Consider the following 15238-nt stretch of genomic DNA (forward strand, 5'->3'; position numbering starts at 1 on the left):
AGAATTGCTACATTAATTAGACGATCCTTAAGGTACAAAAGTTGCGATTACGATCTCTTCGCTGCTGCCGCAGCCTTTCTCTTCTGTCGAGCTTCTACTATATAACGTATCCGTACCATCAGCATTAATCCGACAGCAACCAACAGACACTGGATAATCGGAAGCTTATCATGTTGGAAAATGAGGAGCATGCCAGAGCCAACCGCCATCATTATGTAGAGCATGATTTCCTTGCCAATCGATAACTTTTGATTCACACGAAAGACTTGATTATAAACAAAAGTAAGCAATATAAAGATAACAATATAAGCGACGATTGGATGCTCAGCGAACCACACCTGCATAGATAACCGCACTCCTCCCAAATTTAAGATACGTTTACATTATATCATCAGTAGGGGAATTTTTTGTTTCTTATATTAAAAAAAGCCGCCGGATGCAATAATCCGGCGGTCTTATTCATAAGCATGTGTTTACGCGTTGGCTTGTGCTGTTTTACGTTGTTTCTCTACACGTTCGCGTTCGCCTTTGTTCAGAATCTTTTTACGCAAACGAATGGATTTAGGTGTAATTTCACAATATTCATCATCGTTCAAATATTCAAGTGCGCCTTCCAAAGAGAAGGTGCGTGGTGTCTTCATTTTTACAGTATCATCTTTGCCTGAGGTACGCATGTTGGTAAGTGCTTTTTCCTTACAGATGTTAACGATAATATCGTTATCACGGGTATGCTCGCCTACGATCATACCTTCATAAATTTCTGTACCTGCATCCAAGAAGAGAATACCACGATCCTCAACACCCACGATTCCGTATTGAGTTGTTGATCCAGTCTCACTTGCTACAAGCACACCTTGATGACGTCCGCCAACTTGACCAGCAACCAGTGGAGCGTAGCTGTCAAAAGCATGGTTCATAACGCCGTAACCACGTGTCAAAGTCAAGAAGTAAGTGTTGTAACCAATCAATCCACGTGCAGGAATCAGGAACTCCAGACGTACTTGACCCGTACCGTTGTTAATCATATTGACCATTTCGGCTTTACGAGTACCCAGACTCTCCATAACAGAGCCCATGCTCTCTTCTGGAATATCAATCATTAGACGCTCAAGCGGCTCCATTTTGACACCGTCGATTTCTTTAATGATTACTTGTGGTTTAGAAACTTGCATTTCATAACCTTCACGACGCATATTCTCGATCAGAATACCAAGGTGAAGCTCACCGCGTCCAGAAACGATAAATGCATCAGGACTATCAGTTTCTTCCACACGCAAACTCACGTCTGTTTCAAGTTCTTTAAATAGACGCTCACGTAGTTTACGGGAAGTTACCCATTTACCTTCTTTACCAGCAAAAGGACTGTTATTCACTAGGAATGTCATTTGCATGGTTGGCTCGTCAATCTTCAGAACCGGAAGTGCTTCAGGGTTTGCAGGATCAGCAATGGTCTCACCAATGTTGATGTCCTTGATTCCTGCAATAGCAACGATATCCCCTGCGCCCGCTTGCTCTGTTTCAATACGTTTCAAACCTTGGAAGCCGAACAATTTCTCGATACGTGCAGTTTTGCTCTTACCATCACGCATAATAACTGTTACAGATTGACCTTGTTTGATCACACCGCGGTTAACACGTCCAATCGCAATACGACCCAAGTATTCGTTATAATCCATCAACGTTACGAGGAATTGAAGCGGTTCTTCAACACTTTCGGTTGGAGCTGGAATATGTTCAACAATGGTTTCGTAGAGCGAAAGCATCGTTTCATCTTGTTTCTCAGGAACCATGCTTGATGTACCATTAAGAGCAGATGCATAAACAACAGGGAATTCCAATTGTTCGTCATTTGCTTCAAGTTCGATGAACAAATCGAGCACTTCATCAATAACTTCCTTAGGACGAGCAGCTGGACGGTCAATCTTGTTCACGACAACGATCGGTGTAAGTTTTTGTTCCAATGCTTTACGCAGGACGAATTTCGTTTGCGGCATGCAGCCTTCATAAGCATCAACAACCAGCAATACACCGTCAACCATTTTCATGATCCGTTCTACTTCGCCACCAAAGTCAGCATGTCCAGGTGTATCCACAATGTTGATCAAAAACTCTTTATAAGTAATTGCTGTATTTTTAGCTAGGATTGTAATTCCACGTTCCCGTTCGATATCATTAGAGTCCATAGCACGTTCTTGCAAGTGCTCATGGGCGCTGAAGATCCCCGATTGTTGAAGGAGCTGATCGACGAGTGTTGTTTTGCCATGGTCAACGTGGGCAATGATCGCAATGTTGCGAATATCTTTTCTTGAATGCATGATTTGTATCCAAATCCTCTCATTTATCAAATTAAAACTGTTAAAATTCATAGCATGTCACGGCAGTCTCACAAAAGAAGCGCCAGGCAGAAAGCCGACGCTTCAACATAACATTAATATTATAGTGAAAGTACCATGAAAAGCAAGTCTTTTTATGAAAAAACAGTTACCAATTTCCGTTTTTTTTCACAAGATCCTACAGCAATTAGCTTCGATACCATCTATTCCGGCCACGTGCTCTGCCTCGACCGGTAATCAGCCAAATTCCTACAGCTATTAATACAATCCCGATCAGGTAGATCGCGCCGGTGCCCATAAGGCTGAAAATACAAAGTGCAAGGCTTAGTAAGCCTAATGTTACAGCAATTGCTGACAGGCCACCCGTCCGTCTAGGTTCATAGATGGAGTATTCATACAAGCCCACGGCAAGACCAAGCAACAGCACAGGCCATAAGTTTCTCATAAGCCCCCATCCCCAAATATTGCAGAGGCCAAACAACAAACCATACACCGTTAATATCCCGGCAGGAACCAATACCGAGGCCGAAGCACGACGGCTGAAAAATAACATGTGTAGTACTATTCCTGGAATTAAAATCACTAGAGGCCAAAGCGCGCGCCCCAAAAATCCGAAGACGCCCAGCTTACCTAATAAAATCACGATGCCAGCAGCAACAATAAAAATTCCTAGCTGTATATCTTTCTTTGAAGACATCCTTCACCCATCCCTTCAATTTCACGTCTACCTCATTTCCTCGTCACCTTATAGCCTGAAAGCGACAGGATTCTTACTCATATATTATCCGAAACATACGCAAAATGCCATCACTCCCTGTGATTAATCAGTGTCGATAAGCGCTTCTGATCACGCAAAAAAAACGGACAATTCCAATTTATGGAGATGTCCGTTTAGTATTGCCTTTTATTGCAATTTATTAACCTGCAGATGTTTTTCTGCGTTTTATTGCTCCCGTAACGACAACTAATATTCCTAAGGCAATGGGCAAATAGGAATGTGAGGAAGGGAACAAAAAGGAGAGCATCGTCCCTAATTTTGCATCCTGAAGCAACATATCCCCTGCTGTAAACGCCAATATATAAGCACCGATAAATACGAGCACTGGAAACCGGTGCAGCCAGCCTACAATAATGCCGCTTCCCCACACTACTATCGGAATGCTAAGGGCAATCCCGATGACAATTAAAGCCAAATCTCCTTTAGCTACTCCTGCAATGGCTAGTACATTATCCAGGCTCATAATGAAGTCTGCTACAAGAATCGTCCGGATTGCTTTCCAGACTGAGGATGATTCCCTTACTCTGAGATCCTCCTCTTCCTCCAAAAGCAGCTTGAACGCTATCCATAGCAGCAGCATTCCCCCTCCAGCCTGAATATAAGGGATTTTTAATAGCAATACCGCAACAAAAGTAAGCAAACACCGCAGAACAACTGCGCCTGCTGAGCCCCACCATACTGCAGTCTTTCGGTGCTTCGCCGAAAGATCCTTGCTGGCCATTGCGATAACCATTGCATTATCTCCGCTCAGCACCAGATTAATCATCAATATTTCACCAAGGAGCAATAATGAATCCATTCGCACTTACCTCCCCGAGTCACATGTAACTACTTGTATGTTCGGAAATGACAAGCTATGCTTCCTGTCCAACTTTTTTTGAGCGTGAACGCATGTTGGCTCCTTTTTTTGCGTATACAAAACTAAGCATATTTTGAAGCTCAATCTAACAAACTTGGGAGTGACTTCGCTTTGAATACATCCATTTGGGAGTTTATATTATCGCTGCTCAACATTATTTTTCTAGATCTTATTTTGGCGGGAGATAATGCCATTGTGATCGGTCTTGCGGCGCGTAATTTACCGTCAGACACGCAAAAGAAGGCTATCGTATTTGGAACAGCAGGTGCTGTAGTGTTGCGGATCTTCGCAACGATTCTGGTCGTATGGCTCTTGAAAATCCCCTGGTTACTGCTTGCCGGAGGGATTTTACTCATTCTGATTGCCTATAAGCTGTTAACCAGTGAGAACACATCAACAGATATCAAGGCAGGTCAAAGCTTGTGGTCCGCTGTAGGGACAATCATTTTAGCTGATGCTGCCATGGGCCTTGATAATGTGATCGCCATTGCCGGAGCTGCCAAGCATAATATCTCACTGGTTATCATAGGACTGCTGATCAGTGTTCCCATCGTTGTGTGGGGAAGTACCCTTTTTATTAAATTAATCAACAAATATCCATGGATCATTTATATTGGTTCTGCTGTCTTAGGTTTTACTGCTTCAAGTATGATTACGGATGAACATCAGCTTGTGCCATTTTTTGATCATCATCCGCTGCTCAAATATCTGTTTATAATCGTGATCATTATAGGTATCTTGGCAGCGGGACATTGGAAACGCCAATCAAAACCAGAAGAGCCTCAGGAGGGCACAATCGTCTAAACCACAAAAAAACTGCCTCAGAACGTAGATTTCATTACGCTTCAAGGCAGTTTTTTGGTTTATTACTTTAGAACCATTCTTCCTGTAAACCAGCCTCGACACTTACAACATCACTAGGCTTCTCATCTCCATAGGGAGTGATTAACACGGTCTCTGTGGCTTCAATCGCCGCTTCCAGAAGTTCAGAATATCCCGGAAGCGTAGCCTCTATCTTATCCACAATCCGTAAATTCGGATTTGTTGTAGGTGATTTTGGAACAAATAAAGTACAGCAATCCTCATAAGGAAGGATAGACAAATCATAGGTACCGATGTTCTTCGACAGGTCCACGATATCACTTTTGTCCATCATTACCAGCGGACGCAGAAGGGGGAGGGTTGTCGCCCGGCCAATCACGTTCATGCTTGGCAAGGTCTGGCTAGCGACTTGTCCCAGACTATCCCCGGTTACAATCGCCAATGCACCTTCCCGCTCAGCAAGCTGGGTAGTAATTCTCAGCATTGCCCGCCGCATCAGTGTAATAATCAGATTATCCTGGCCGATGCCGGTAAAGGAAGTCTGCACTTCAGTAAAGGGTACCAGATGCAGCTTGATTACACCCGCATAACGTGACAATACCCGCGCAAGATCCACAACTTTTTGTCTAGCAAGCTCGCTTGTATAAGGATAACTGTAGAAGTGCACGCACTCCACTTCAAGTCCGCGCCGCATGGATGACCAGCCTGCTACGGGACTATCAATGCCACCGGACAGCAATAACATCGCTTTTCCGTTAGTGCCTAATGGAAATCCACCTACACCGGCAATATTTTCACAGAAAATATAAGTATGTCCCTGACGAATTTCGACCCTCAGCTCTAATTCAGGCGATTTAACGTCTACGGTGAGGCCAGGATATCCTTGCAATAGTGGTGTCGCGATCAGTTTATTCATCTCAATGGAGCCGTAAGGGAACTCTTTCCATACCCGCCGAGCATTAACCTTAAATCTGGTGCCCTGAGCAGGCGCGATTATCTCCAAAAATTGACGGCTGACCGCTACAATATCCTCAAGCTCTGACTTAGAAACCTTCACTGGACTAACTGAAGCAATGCCAAATACATTCTTCAGTGCTTGTACCAATTCAATCGCAGATTCCCCGTTCAATTCCACGTAAATTCTTCCGAATTCCTTGCTCAGAACTACGTTTGGATAAGGCTTAATCAATTCCTTCACATGACGCAGTACGGTTTTTTCAAATCGGGTACGATTTTTGCCCTTTAAAGTAAACTCTCCAAAACGCAGGAGCAGCATATCAGCGTATTCTATACTATGGGCTCTGCCTTCTGCAGATTCCTTATTCATCATGCTCATTTGTTACTTCATTCCTCCTTCAGCAATCTTTAAAGCTTGTACCGCAGTGGTTAATGCTTGCTCAAGCGCAGCGACATCCTCATCTGTATGACTGTCACCAAGGCTAATACGAATCCCACCTGAAGCACTGGAGACATCTTTACCCATAGATAATAATACACGACTAGGCTCAGCCAGTCGTGAGGAGCAGGCCGAACGGGTGGAGACAGCCATCCCCAGTTCCTCTAGCTTGCGGGCAAATACCTCTCCCTTCATGCCAGGGTAAGAGAAATGCACAATATGGGGAGCTCCATCCTGTCTGCTGTTTATAACAAATTCAGGAACGGTGCGCAAGAAGCGTAATAATCGATCTCGGAGTGGAACCAACTGGGCAACGAAGGTTTCGCGCTGCTCACCACTCATGCGGATAGCTTTGGAGGATGCGACAATCGCAGGTACATTTTCAGTTCCAGCGCGTTGTCCTTCTTCATGAGAGCCCCCTGTAAGCAATGGGAATAGCTTAATTCCCTCTTTGATATACAGTAATCCCACTCCACGTGGGCCTCGAAGCTTATGAGGAGACAGGCTATAAAGATCCACCTGCCAATCTTTTAAATCAACTGCAAGCTTACCATATCCCTGAACACCATCTACATGAAATAAGGTTCGCGGATTCACAGCTTTAATCAGCTTCCCCATCTCTTTAAGCGGTTGTATCGTTCCAATCTCGTTATTGACATGCATCACACTAACAAGCACTGTGTCGCGCCGGACAGCAGCAGCTACGCGATCAGGATCAACAACGCCAGTGCTATCGGGTGCTACAAAAGTAACCTCCCAGCCCATTCGCTGCAATTGCAGGAAACTCTCATATACAGAGGGATGCTCTATTTCTGTAGTTACCAAATGGCGACCTCTAGTCTGATATTGCAGAGCAGCGCCTTTTATCGCCAAATTATTGCTTTCCGTTGCACCAGAAGTAAATAGAATCTCCTGCGGTTGTACAGATAAAGCAGCAGCGCATACTTCACGCGACCGTCTGATCAGCTTACCCGCTTCACTGCCCGCACGGTGCAAAGAGGAAGGGTTCGCATAATGCAGCTTCATAATTTGTTCCATCGTCTGCACCACTTCTTCATAGGGCGGTGTAGCGGCGGCATAATCCCAGTAAAGCATATGTCAAATGTCTCCTTTACTTCGTTGAGTGAACTTATTATCGAAAAAGGATCAAACGGTGTTTCCCGTTTGATCCTTTTTATTATACCGCGTATTGAGCGCGAGCGCGTTCTATTTTAAAGATATAAGATTGTGTCTCTTTTGGAAGCAGGCTAAGTTTCTCCAATAATTCCTGATCATTGGTTACTCCCAGATCTGTTACCCGTCCCGGCCCTGCGTTGTACGCTGCAAGTGCCATCTTTTCTTCTCCGCCAAAGCGTTTCAGTTGATAAGATAAATAACGTACGCCGCCATCAATGTTTTGCTCCGGATCGAATGAATCAGTAACCCCTAAGCCGCTCGCGGTGCCATCCATAAGCTGCATTAAACCTTTAGCCCCTGCCGAAGAGACCACATTAGGATTAAACGAAGATTCAGTATCAATCACTGCTTTGATCAGATCAATCGGCACGCCATATTTAGCACTCGCCTTCTGGATGAGATCATCATAGCTCGTAGGTGTGGAACCCGTTATTTCCCCGGAAATTATGTTATTGAAGGTTTCTGTTGTCCCACCTATCTGCTGCCATAACAAGCTGCTGACTGAAGTTGCATCCGGGAGAGAAGTCAAATAGCTTGAACTTTCACTACTCGTTGACATTGCCTGAAGCATTGTCGCAAATCCAGAAGCTGAAACTCCCGTTGACCGTTCATTTCCATTCGCGGAGCTAGTTTTTTCGGTTGTAGCCTTAAGGTTGATCCATTTAAGCTGCCCTAACCCGTCGGTTACAGCGGGATTGATCTGCATGCTGGCGCACTCCTTTTTTGTCCTACTCGAATCATATATAAGGTTTCGCGTTGAAATTTCGATGAATTACGGCTTAATCTTACATTTTATCTGAGATTATTGCTATATGTTGGAATGAAAAAACAGACTTCAGACCCTGATATTTAGGTCTAAAAGCCTGTTTAGATCAAAGCCATTCAGTTCTTTTTAGCGCGCAAAGGGAATCATCACAAAGTAACTTAGTGTCGCAACAATCCCTAAGCCCATTGCCCAGGCCCCAAGCGTTTTTTGCTCTTTGACATAGGAATAATAACCAACTACGGCAGCGATGGGTCCGAGAATAAAGGACCAGATGAACAATGAGGCGATCCCCATCCCCAGTCCAACATACCCCATTACCCGGCTTCCACTATAATCCGCTTCATTGTCCTTTCGCTCTTCCACTCTCCGCGGGGCATCCCGAACCTGCATTGGAACCGGATTTACCTCAGCAGCGTATTCTTCGCGATGCTCTCTGTCCCGACGAGGATAGTCCACTCTCCGCGGACGAAGAATGACTTTTCTCGGACCGGATTGTTCCCGTGATGAGCTTGATTCATTATCCTTTTCTGTGTCCATTCTGGCGGCCTCCTAAGCGTTCGGCTTAAACGTCAGACAGCATGTTGCAGATGATGTACTGGCATGATCGCGGTGACCTTCATTTGTCATTTCTTCAGCATATTCTTCCTTATAACCATTGCCTACGTGCTTATCGATCTCGATGACAATTTCTTCAGCCCGGCATAAATTATGCTCGCCCCAATAATGACAATTGCTCACGCTACATTTTACTAATGGTTTTTCACTCGACATAATTATCACCTCGGCTTCATTATGTCCGCTCCATTTACCCGCTATTCGACAGAGTGGTTTCCAGTTGATGTATCGAGACAGGCTTTTAATCCACGCAAAAAAGGACCCGCTCATCGTCATTACAAAAATGACAAAGTGCTGATCCCTTTAGATCACTATTTAGAAGTTAAACCTGATTTTGCATACGTTTCTCGGTCAAATAGTCGTTCTCATAATAAATGAGATCATCGCGAAGATCTTCATACGTTTTGGTGATTTCTAGGATGATATCACGTGCGGGACGTACTGGCTTTTTGCGGAAACGGATTGCATCCTGACCTGTATAAGCGTAACGGCCATCTTCAGAATAACTTTCATTTTTCGGATAAAAGAAGTTGTTCACACCATAGTGATATACATTATAAAGCGCTTTCTGTGCAAAAGATTCATCGAATGTCGCACGACGCAGCGCAACGCCTAATTTCTCATATGACATTTCCGAGAACACTAATAGGTGACGAAGATCGGACAGAAAACCTTGGTAAAATTGTACGGTTTCCTCATCTCCCTCAACTACAAGCTGAGGCAATGCATGCTCATTTAGAAATACTTCCATTTTGTCGATTACCACTTTAAGTTTATCTCTCGTCGATTCACATAATTTCTGCACATTGGCTGCTGACATAGCGGTTGCTCCTCCTTATTATTCCCTGCTCTTGTAGTCAATAAAGTTAATCCTCTGAAAGAAACCGCCCTAAAGACGTATCTCTTTATTCTTGCAATATCAGGATGTGAACACAGAGAAGTCTAACCTTCTGGACAATTATTAAGAACAACATCTAATGAGGTATCTCTTACAAAATCAAGAAGACAATTCGAGATACTTATTCTCTCTGATATTATCATAAAAAACGTTAGGAAGGTATCCTTTTCTAAGATGCATAAAAGATACGCTCTCTTCTAAACCTATAGACATTACATTGCATAGAGGAGCGGAAATCATGTCACGAAAAAATCTAACAGTTGCAGGTTTGGTTACAGCAGCTTTTACAGTTGGGTTACTTACCTTTGCCCTGCGCCCTGCCACTAATGGGACGACCAGAGATGTCGCAAAAGTCGCTGTTCAGAATCCGGCTCCAACTTCAGCTTTGCATTCACCTCCAAATCCCTCTCAGGAAAAAACATTAAAGAAAACCTCCTTAAGCCAGGATGTGGAGGCGACAGATCATCTGAATAGAGTCGATGTCAGTAGACACTTAACTAAACTCCTGTCTGAAACAGACGGGATGTCTTCGATTCATGATAAATCAGTGTATGCGAAACGATTGCAGCAAGACCACGGGTTTATCTCCATGCTGATGTGGATCGATTTCCGCACACAAAAGACTGAGACCTTTAAGTCGTCTTTTCCAAAAGGAACCGAACAGGAGAACAAACAGCTTCTAAAATATCTCAATACGGCAAAATCAGCAATCCACGGTCATCAATCCTATGAATCTCCAACGTTTACAATCGGTAAAGAAAAATATTACTTTATCGCTCAGCGGAACAAACAGAAAAATGTAGGGATTATTGCTCTTATTAACCAAAAGGTGCTTGGGCGTGTGGCAGACCATCAGCTGAAGAACCTGCGTCTCATTCCGTATCCTAAGGAAGGCAAATACCATGTGGAATCAGTCCATACCGATAACTTAAAGGACATTACAGTCAAGACCGGCCATGATAATGAAAATGCCAGCCATTTTTATGAGAATGAAATTGTAGTCCGTTTTAAGGGAACTGCTCCGACTCAGGGACAGCTCCAGACGATAACCGCCGATATCCACTGCAAGCAGCCACGCAAGCTGGGATATGCCTATATCTTTCGCTCTGAGAAGATGACCTATTATCAGCTGAAATCCTATTTCACCAACAAATGGCATCCCGAGTATACGGAACCTCACTATATGTATTTAACCAATGATACCATCACTAAAAACGCTGAAGGAACTGTAACGCCTAACGACATGTTATTCTCCACTTACCAATGGAACCTCCCGGCGATTGAAACTGAGCTAGGGTGGAATCTTTCCAAAGGCAGCAAAGAAGTGGTTGTCGCCGTAGTCGATACGGGAGTACAGATTAATCATCCTGATTTACAAGGTAAGCTTTTGACTGGCTATAATGCCATTACCAATGGTTCCACACCCGAGGATGATGTAGGTCACGGTACACATGTATCTGGAATCATTGGCGCACTTGTTAACAACGGGGAAGGTGTAGCTGGCATCAGCTGGTACAATAAGATCCTCCCTGTAAAAGCGCTAGATAACTCAGGTGCCGGAACGACTTATTCCGTAGCAGAAGGTATCATATGGGCAGCTGACAATGGCGCAAAGGTTATTAACTTAAGTTTAGGGAATTATGCCGACTCGCAGTTCCTCCATGATGCGATTAAATACGCCTATGACCGGGACATCGTGCTTGTGTCTGCAGCAGGCAATGATAATACAGAACGGCCTGGATACCCTGCAGCTTATCCCGAAGTGATTGCAGTGGCTGCTACAAATGCTTCAGGGGAAAAAGCCTCCTTCTCCAACTACGGCGATTATATTGATGTCGCTGCACCCGGAGAAAGCATCGCAAGCACCTATCCGGACAGCCAGTATGCCGCTTTATCCGGCACGTCGATGGCCAGTCCCCATGTCGCTGCGCTGGCGGGTCTGGTACGTTCACTGAATCCTAATCTGACGAATAAGGAAGTTATGGACCTTATGACCAAAAACGCTGTTGATCTGGGAACTTCCGGCCATGATAAATACTTTGGCTGGGGTCAGGTCGATATTTATAAAACGCTACAAGCGGCAAGCGGCAATCAAGTTCCATTGCAGCTTTTTCCTCAACATGTACGCCAGCAAATGAATCAATTAAAACAAAGAACAAATAACACCCCATAACCGTGTCATTGCAAAAACCGGCCAAGTAAGCGCAGAAACCGCTGTAACCCTTCCTCCATTTCCGATTCCTTCATTTGCGAATAGCAAAGACGGATGTGGCGGGAAGGCGTTTCCGCAGAATAACAGACATCACCGGGTAAAAAAGAAATGCTCTCCTGCTCCGCCAAGTCATGCAGGCTTGCAATATCAGGAGAAGGGGGCAGCTCCAGCCAGAGATTAAGTCCTCCCTCTGGTAGAATATAGTTCACTCCAGGCGGCGCGTACAGCTTCAGAAGCTTCGCCGCCTTTTCCATACGACCACGGAGTGTAATTCGTAGCTGTGCTGCGTAGGCGTCGTATTTTTCAGCGATGAAGGGTAATACGGCCTTCTGTGTCAGCAAGGGACTTCCTAGATCACTCGCAGATTTAGCGGCGATCAGCCGGGACAGAATATTTCCTTCTGCAGCCACACAGGCGATTCGGCAACCAGGTGCAAGTACTTTGCTAAAGCTTTTCATATAGACTACATGTCCATCGGGATCCATTGATTTAATCGCCCTAGGTGGTGGTGCATGGAAATATAAATCACTAAATGGGTCATCCTCAACAATGAGGCAACGGTAGCTGCGCGCTAATTCCAGCAGTCGTTGTCTTCTTGTGATGCTCATAGTTGCACCGCTTGGATTTTGAAAAGTAGGGATGGTATAAATTAGCTTTGGAGGTCTTTGATCACACATTTTTGTAAGAACATCCACTCGCATCCCTTCACTATCCGTAGGCACAAAAATCATCTCTGCACCTCGTCCCGCAAAAACATCAATAGCACCAGTATAGCTAGGCGCCTCAAGATAGACTGTATCTCCAGGACCAACAAATGTACGAGCCACCAGATCAATGCCTTGCTGGGTCCCGCTGGTTATCATCAAATCGGAAGAAGTGAGTGAAATCCCACGCGATTTCAAATGTTCTCTCATGACATTCCGCAGCTCAAGATCTCCCTGAAAATTCCCGTAGGTTGCCATAAGCTCCGGTTGCTCTTTGACCAAGGATGCATAGGTGTCACCAATATCTTGAAGTGGCAGCAGCTCACTGTGGATGGCGGCTAAATGAAAGGGATATTTCACTTCTGAAACATCAAAATTCCGCCAAAGCTGAGCCCGCGGCAAATAATCATCATATAAATCCTGCCAGCAACCCTCTTCTTGACGTCTATTATGGGTTGGATCGGCTACAAAGCACCCTTTACCCTGTCTGCAGTAAATAAGTCCTCGTTTCTCAAGCATATCGTAAGCCTTGCTTACTGTAACCTGACTCACGTTCAAGGTTATAGCTAGACTTCTAACGGAGGGCAGCCGGACACCTTGCTGAAGCAGTCCTGATGAGATCCGCTGACTGAGGGTTTCACTAATTTGATGGGGCAGAGTTTTGCTGCCGCTGCGATTCAAATCGATATGCATGAACCCTTCACCTCCACTGTTATATTCAACGCTTTACTGTTATACAGCACTCCTATTATGATAGCATCAAATCGAAAGGTGGAGAACTAATTTATGGATATCAAATACTCAACGGCAGCCAATCATCTAGGATCATCAGCAGTTCGGGAGATTCTAAAAGTTACACAAGGCAATGACATTATTTCACTTGCAGGCGGGCTGCCTGGGGAGGATTTGTTTCCCTTGGAGGCCGTACGTGATGCCTATAATCGTGTGCTCTCCAGCGACACCTCAGCGCTTCAATATGGGCTTACCGAGGGTTTTACTCCACTACGTGACAAAATCGCTGAAAGGCTTACCCGGCAAGGCATCCCGGTTACAGCCTCTGAGATGGTATTGACTACAGGCTCACAGCAAGCTATAGATCTGTTATGCAAAATATTGCTGGATCCCGGCGATGCAGTTTTTGTGGAAGCGCCCACCTATCTGGCAGCACTACAAGTGCTCGGTTCTTACCGGGCTGCTATTCATTCGATACCAAATGATGAACATGGCATTCTGCCGGATCAGTTAGAAGAGCAGATTCGGATACATCGGCCAAAACTGCTATACGCAGTTCCGACCTTCAACAATCCGTCTGGAGCAACCTGGAGTAAAGAACGCCGCGAGAAGGTGGTTGAAATCTGCCGCCGTTACGGTGTTCTTATTTTAGAGGACAATCCCTATGGAGAAATAACCTTTGATGAAGATAAAACTCTATATCCACCCTCATTAGCCTCCATCGATAGAAGCTTCGGCGGGGATCATTGTGTAGTCTACACAGGGACCTTCTCCAAGATCGTCGCCCCTGCCCTACGCACCGGCTGGATTATCGGCGATTCCGAACTAATCAAGACCATCGCCAAGGCAAAGCAAGCAGCCGATCTGCATTCCAGCACCATCGACCAGCGTGCTTTAGATGAACTGCTGTTGCATTTTGATATTGAGCAGCATATCCGCCTCATCTCAAGAGAGTATCATTCGCGTATGAAGCTCCTGTCCGCGGAACTCAGATCACATAACTGGAAAGGAGCACATTTCCTCGAGCCAAGAGGTGGCATGTTCCTATGGCTTACCCTTTCCGAAGAGATTAACACTAAGGAATTACTCCCGCTGGCAGTGGAAAACGGAGTAGCGTTTGTACCCGGAGAGGTATTCTATTCAGCGGAGCCTCACAAAAACAAAATGCGCCTTAACTTCACACACACGCCACCAGAGCAAGTTCCTGTTGCTGTCCAGCGTCTAGAGAAAGCATTGGTACAATGGCAGCAAAATCAAAACATCGTTCGGTCGTAAACAACTGCTCGTAATCAATACCTACGATGGCAAAATAAAACGGCTTCTCCATCCTCCTTTATTGGACGGGGAAGCCGTTTTTTGTGAGCAGATTTCTGAGCTTTCACTTTTGCGCATTTGCAGAATGTTACATTTACGCATTTCTGCACATCTCATTTTCGTATTTCTACTTTTGTGGCACTACATAGCTCATTTCGTAATTTCACATTTCACATTTCACATTTCACATTCAGCAATTTTTGCTCTTCACATTTCGAATTGCCATTATTCAGCGCCTCTGTACAGCTTATTTCGTATTTCCACATTCGCATTTCTACACATCTCATTTCGCATTCAGCAAATTTGCACGTCAAATGTCCCATTTCCCACATTTCGCTTTCCGCATCACCAAACATCCTCTAGTTACTCAACTCATCTGCCACTCAACTAACTCCGATTTCACAGCGAAGTACAGCCAGAGGTTCTTATTGATATGATGCTTCTGATACCAATCTTTCCGCAGAAGATTAGCCAAGCTCCGCATTGTTACATTTTGCTAGCTACTAGTCTAATTCTGGCGTCAAAGTAACCATGGAGTTCTGGAGTTCTGGAGTTCTGGAGTTCTGGAGTTCTGGAGTTCTGGAGGTTTGTATCGGACCCCAGCGCTCTTATTTGCATCAATTCCGCTCATTT

The 15238-nt window shown here is 44.8% G+C and carries 14 protein-coding genes; 3 read left to right on the forward strand and 11 right to left on the reverse strand.

From position 1 onward, the window contains the following. Positions 1 to 47 precede the first annotated feature (47 nt). The 4 genes from NYE58_RS28075 to NYE58_RS28090 all read right to left on the reverse strand — a co-directional run bounded on the left by NYE58_RS28075 (position 48) and on the right by NYE58_RS28090 (position 3910). Positions 48 to 344 carry a YlaH-like family protein gene (locus NYE58_RS28075; protein ID WP_076179286.1) on the reverse strand — a complete coding sequence of 99 codons (297 nt, stop codon included), beginning with the start codon at positions 342 to 344 and terminating at the stop codon, positions 48 to 50. Positions 345 to 473: 129 nt separating this feature from the next. After that, the gene (typA, locus tag NYE58_RS28080; protein ID WP_076129029.1) at positions 474 to 2315 is read right to left on the reverse strand and encodes a translational GTPase TypA; all 1842 of its coding nucleotides are present in this window, start codon (positions 2313 to 2315) and stop codon (positions 474 to 476) included. 205 nt (positions 2316 to 2520) lie between these two features. Further along, positions 2521 to 3030, reverse strand: coding sequence for a hypothetical protein (locus NYE58_RS28085; protein WP_076129027.1), 510 nt, complete (start codon positions 3028 to 3030; stop codon positions 2521 to 2523). Positions 3031 to 3250: 220 nt separating this feature from the next. Further along, positions 3251 to 3910, reverse strand: a complete 660-nt coding sequence (locus NYE58_RS28090; protein WP_076136549.1) for a TerC family protein — start codon at positions 3908 to 3910, stop codon at positions 3251 to 3253. Between the two features lie 171 nt (positions 3911 to 4081). Here NYE58_RS28090 and NYE58_RS28095 point away from each other — a divergent pair, with 171 nt between their 5' ends. Then, positions 4082 to 4774: a TerC family protein gene (locus NYE58_RS28095; protein WP_076276751.1), complete on the forward strand. Its 693-nt coding sequence runs from the start codon at positions 4082 to 4084 to the stop codon at positions 4772 to 4774. Positions 4775 to 4841: 67 nt separating this feature from the next. On the opposite strand, the gene thiI is transcribed toward NYE58_RS28095, so the two are convergent. The 6 genes from thiI to NYE58_RS28125 form a co-directional block, all read right to left on the reverse strand. After that, the gene (gene thiI, locus NYE58_RS28100) at positions 4842 to 6128 is read right to left on the reverse strand and encodes a tRNA uracil 4-sulfurtransferase ThiI (RefSeq protein WP_081387486.1); all 1287 of its coding nucleotides are present in this window, start codon (positions 6126 to 6128) and stop codon (positions 4842 to 4844) included. A 3-nt stretch (positions 6129 to 6131) separates the two neighbouring features. Next, positions 6132 to 7283 carry a cysteine desulfurase family protein gene (locus NYE58_RS28105; RefSeq protein ID WP_076217853.1) on the reverse strand — a complete coding sequence of 384 codons (1152 nt, stop codon included), beginning with the start codon at positions 7281 to 7283 and terminating at the stop codon, positions 6132 to 6134. A gap of 82 nt (positions 7284 to 7365) precedes the next feature. Next, positions 7366 to 8070 carry a lytic transglycosylase domain-containing protein gene (locus NYE58_RS28110; protein ID WP_076217852.1) on the reverse strand — a complete coding sequence of 235 codons (705 nt, stop codon included), beginning with the start codon at positions 8068 to 8070 and terminating at the stop codon, positions 7366 to 7368. A 186-nt stretch (positions 8071 to 8256) separates the two neighbouring features. Then, positions 8257 to 8667 (reverse strand): hypothetical protein, encoded by a 411-nt coding sequence (locus NYE58_RS28115; protein WP_076217851.1) that lies wholly within the window; start codon positions 8665 to 8667, stop codon positions 8257 to 8259. Between the two features lie 12 nt (positions 8668 to 8679). After that, a complete protein-coding gene (locus NYE58_RS28120; protein WP_370511262.1) occupies positions 8680 to 8868 on the reverse strand; it encodes a DUF1540 domain-containing protein in 189 nt (62 codons plus the stop codon). A gap of 199 nt (positions 8869 to 9067) precedes the next feature. Next, positions 9068 to 9565 (reverse strand): YpuI family protein, encoded by a 498-nt coding sequence (locus tag NYE58_RS28125; RefSeq protein WP_036683764.1) that lies wholly within the window; start codon positions 9563 to 9565, stop codon positions 9068 to 9070. A gap of 316 nt (positions 9566 to 9881) precedes the next feature. Here NYE58_RS28125 and NYE58_RS28130 point away from each other — a divergent pair, with 316 nt between their 5' ends. Next, positions 9882 to 11816: a S8 family peptidase gene (locus NYE58_RS28130; RefSeq protein ID WP_341003591.1), complete on the forward strand. Its 1935-nt coding sequence runs from the start codon at positions 9882 to 9884 to the stop codon at positions 11814 to 11816. 5 nt (positions 11817 to 11821) lie between these two features. Here the strand turns inward: NYE58_RS28130 and pdxR are convergent, their stop codons facing one another. Continuing rightward, the gene (gene pdxR, locus NYE58_RS28135) at positions 11822 to 13252 is read right to left on the reverse strand and encodes a MocR-like pyridoxine biosynthesis transcription factor PdxR (protein ID WP_341003592.1); all 1431 of its coding nucleotides are present in this window, start codon (positions 13250 to 13252) and stop codon (positions 11822 to 11824) included. Positions 13253 to 13345: 93 nt separating this feature from the next. Between pdxR and NYE58_RS28140 the strand changes: the two genes are divergently transcribed. Beyond that, entirely contained in the window at positions 13346 to 14566 is a 1221-nt protein-coding gene (locus NYE58_RS28140) for an aminotransferase-like domain-containing protein (protein ID WP_076185258.1), read from the forward strand. Positions 14567 to 15238: the final 672 nt, after the last annotated feature.

This window comes from Paenibacillus sp. FSL L8-0708 (assembly GCF_038009325.1).
Classification (GTDB): domain Bacteria; phylum Bacillota; class Bacilli; order Paenibacillales; family Paenibacillaceae; genus Paenibacillus_AQ; species Paenibacillus_AQ odorifer.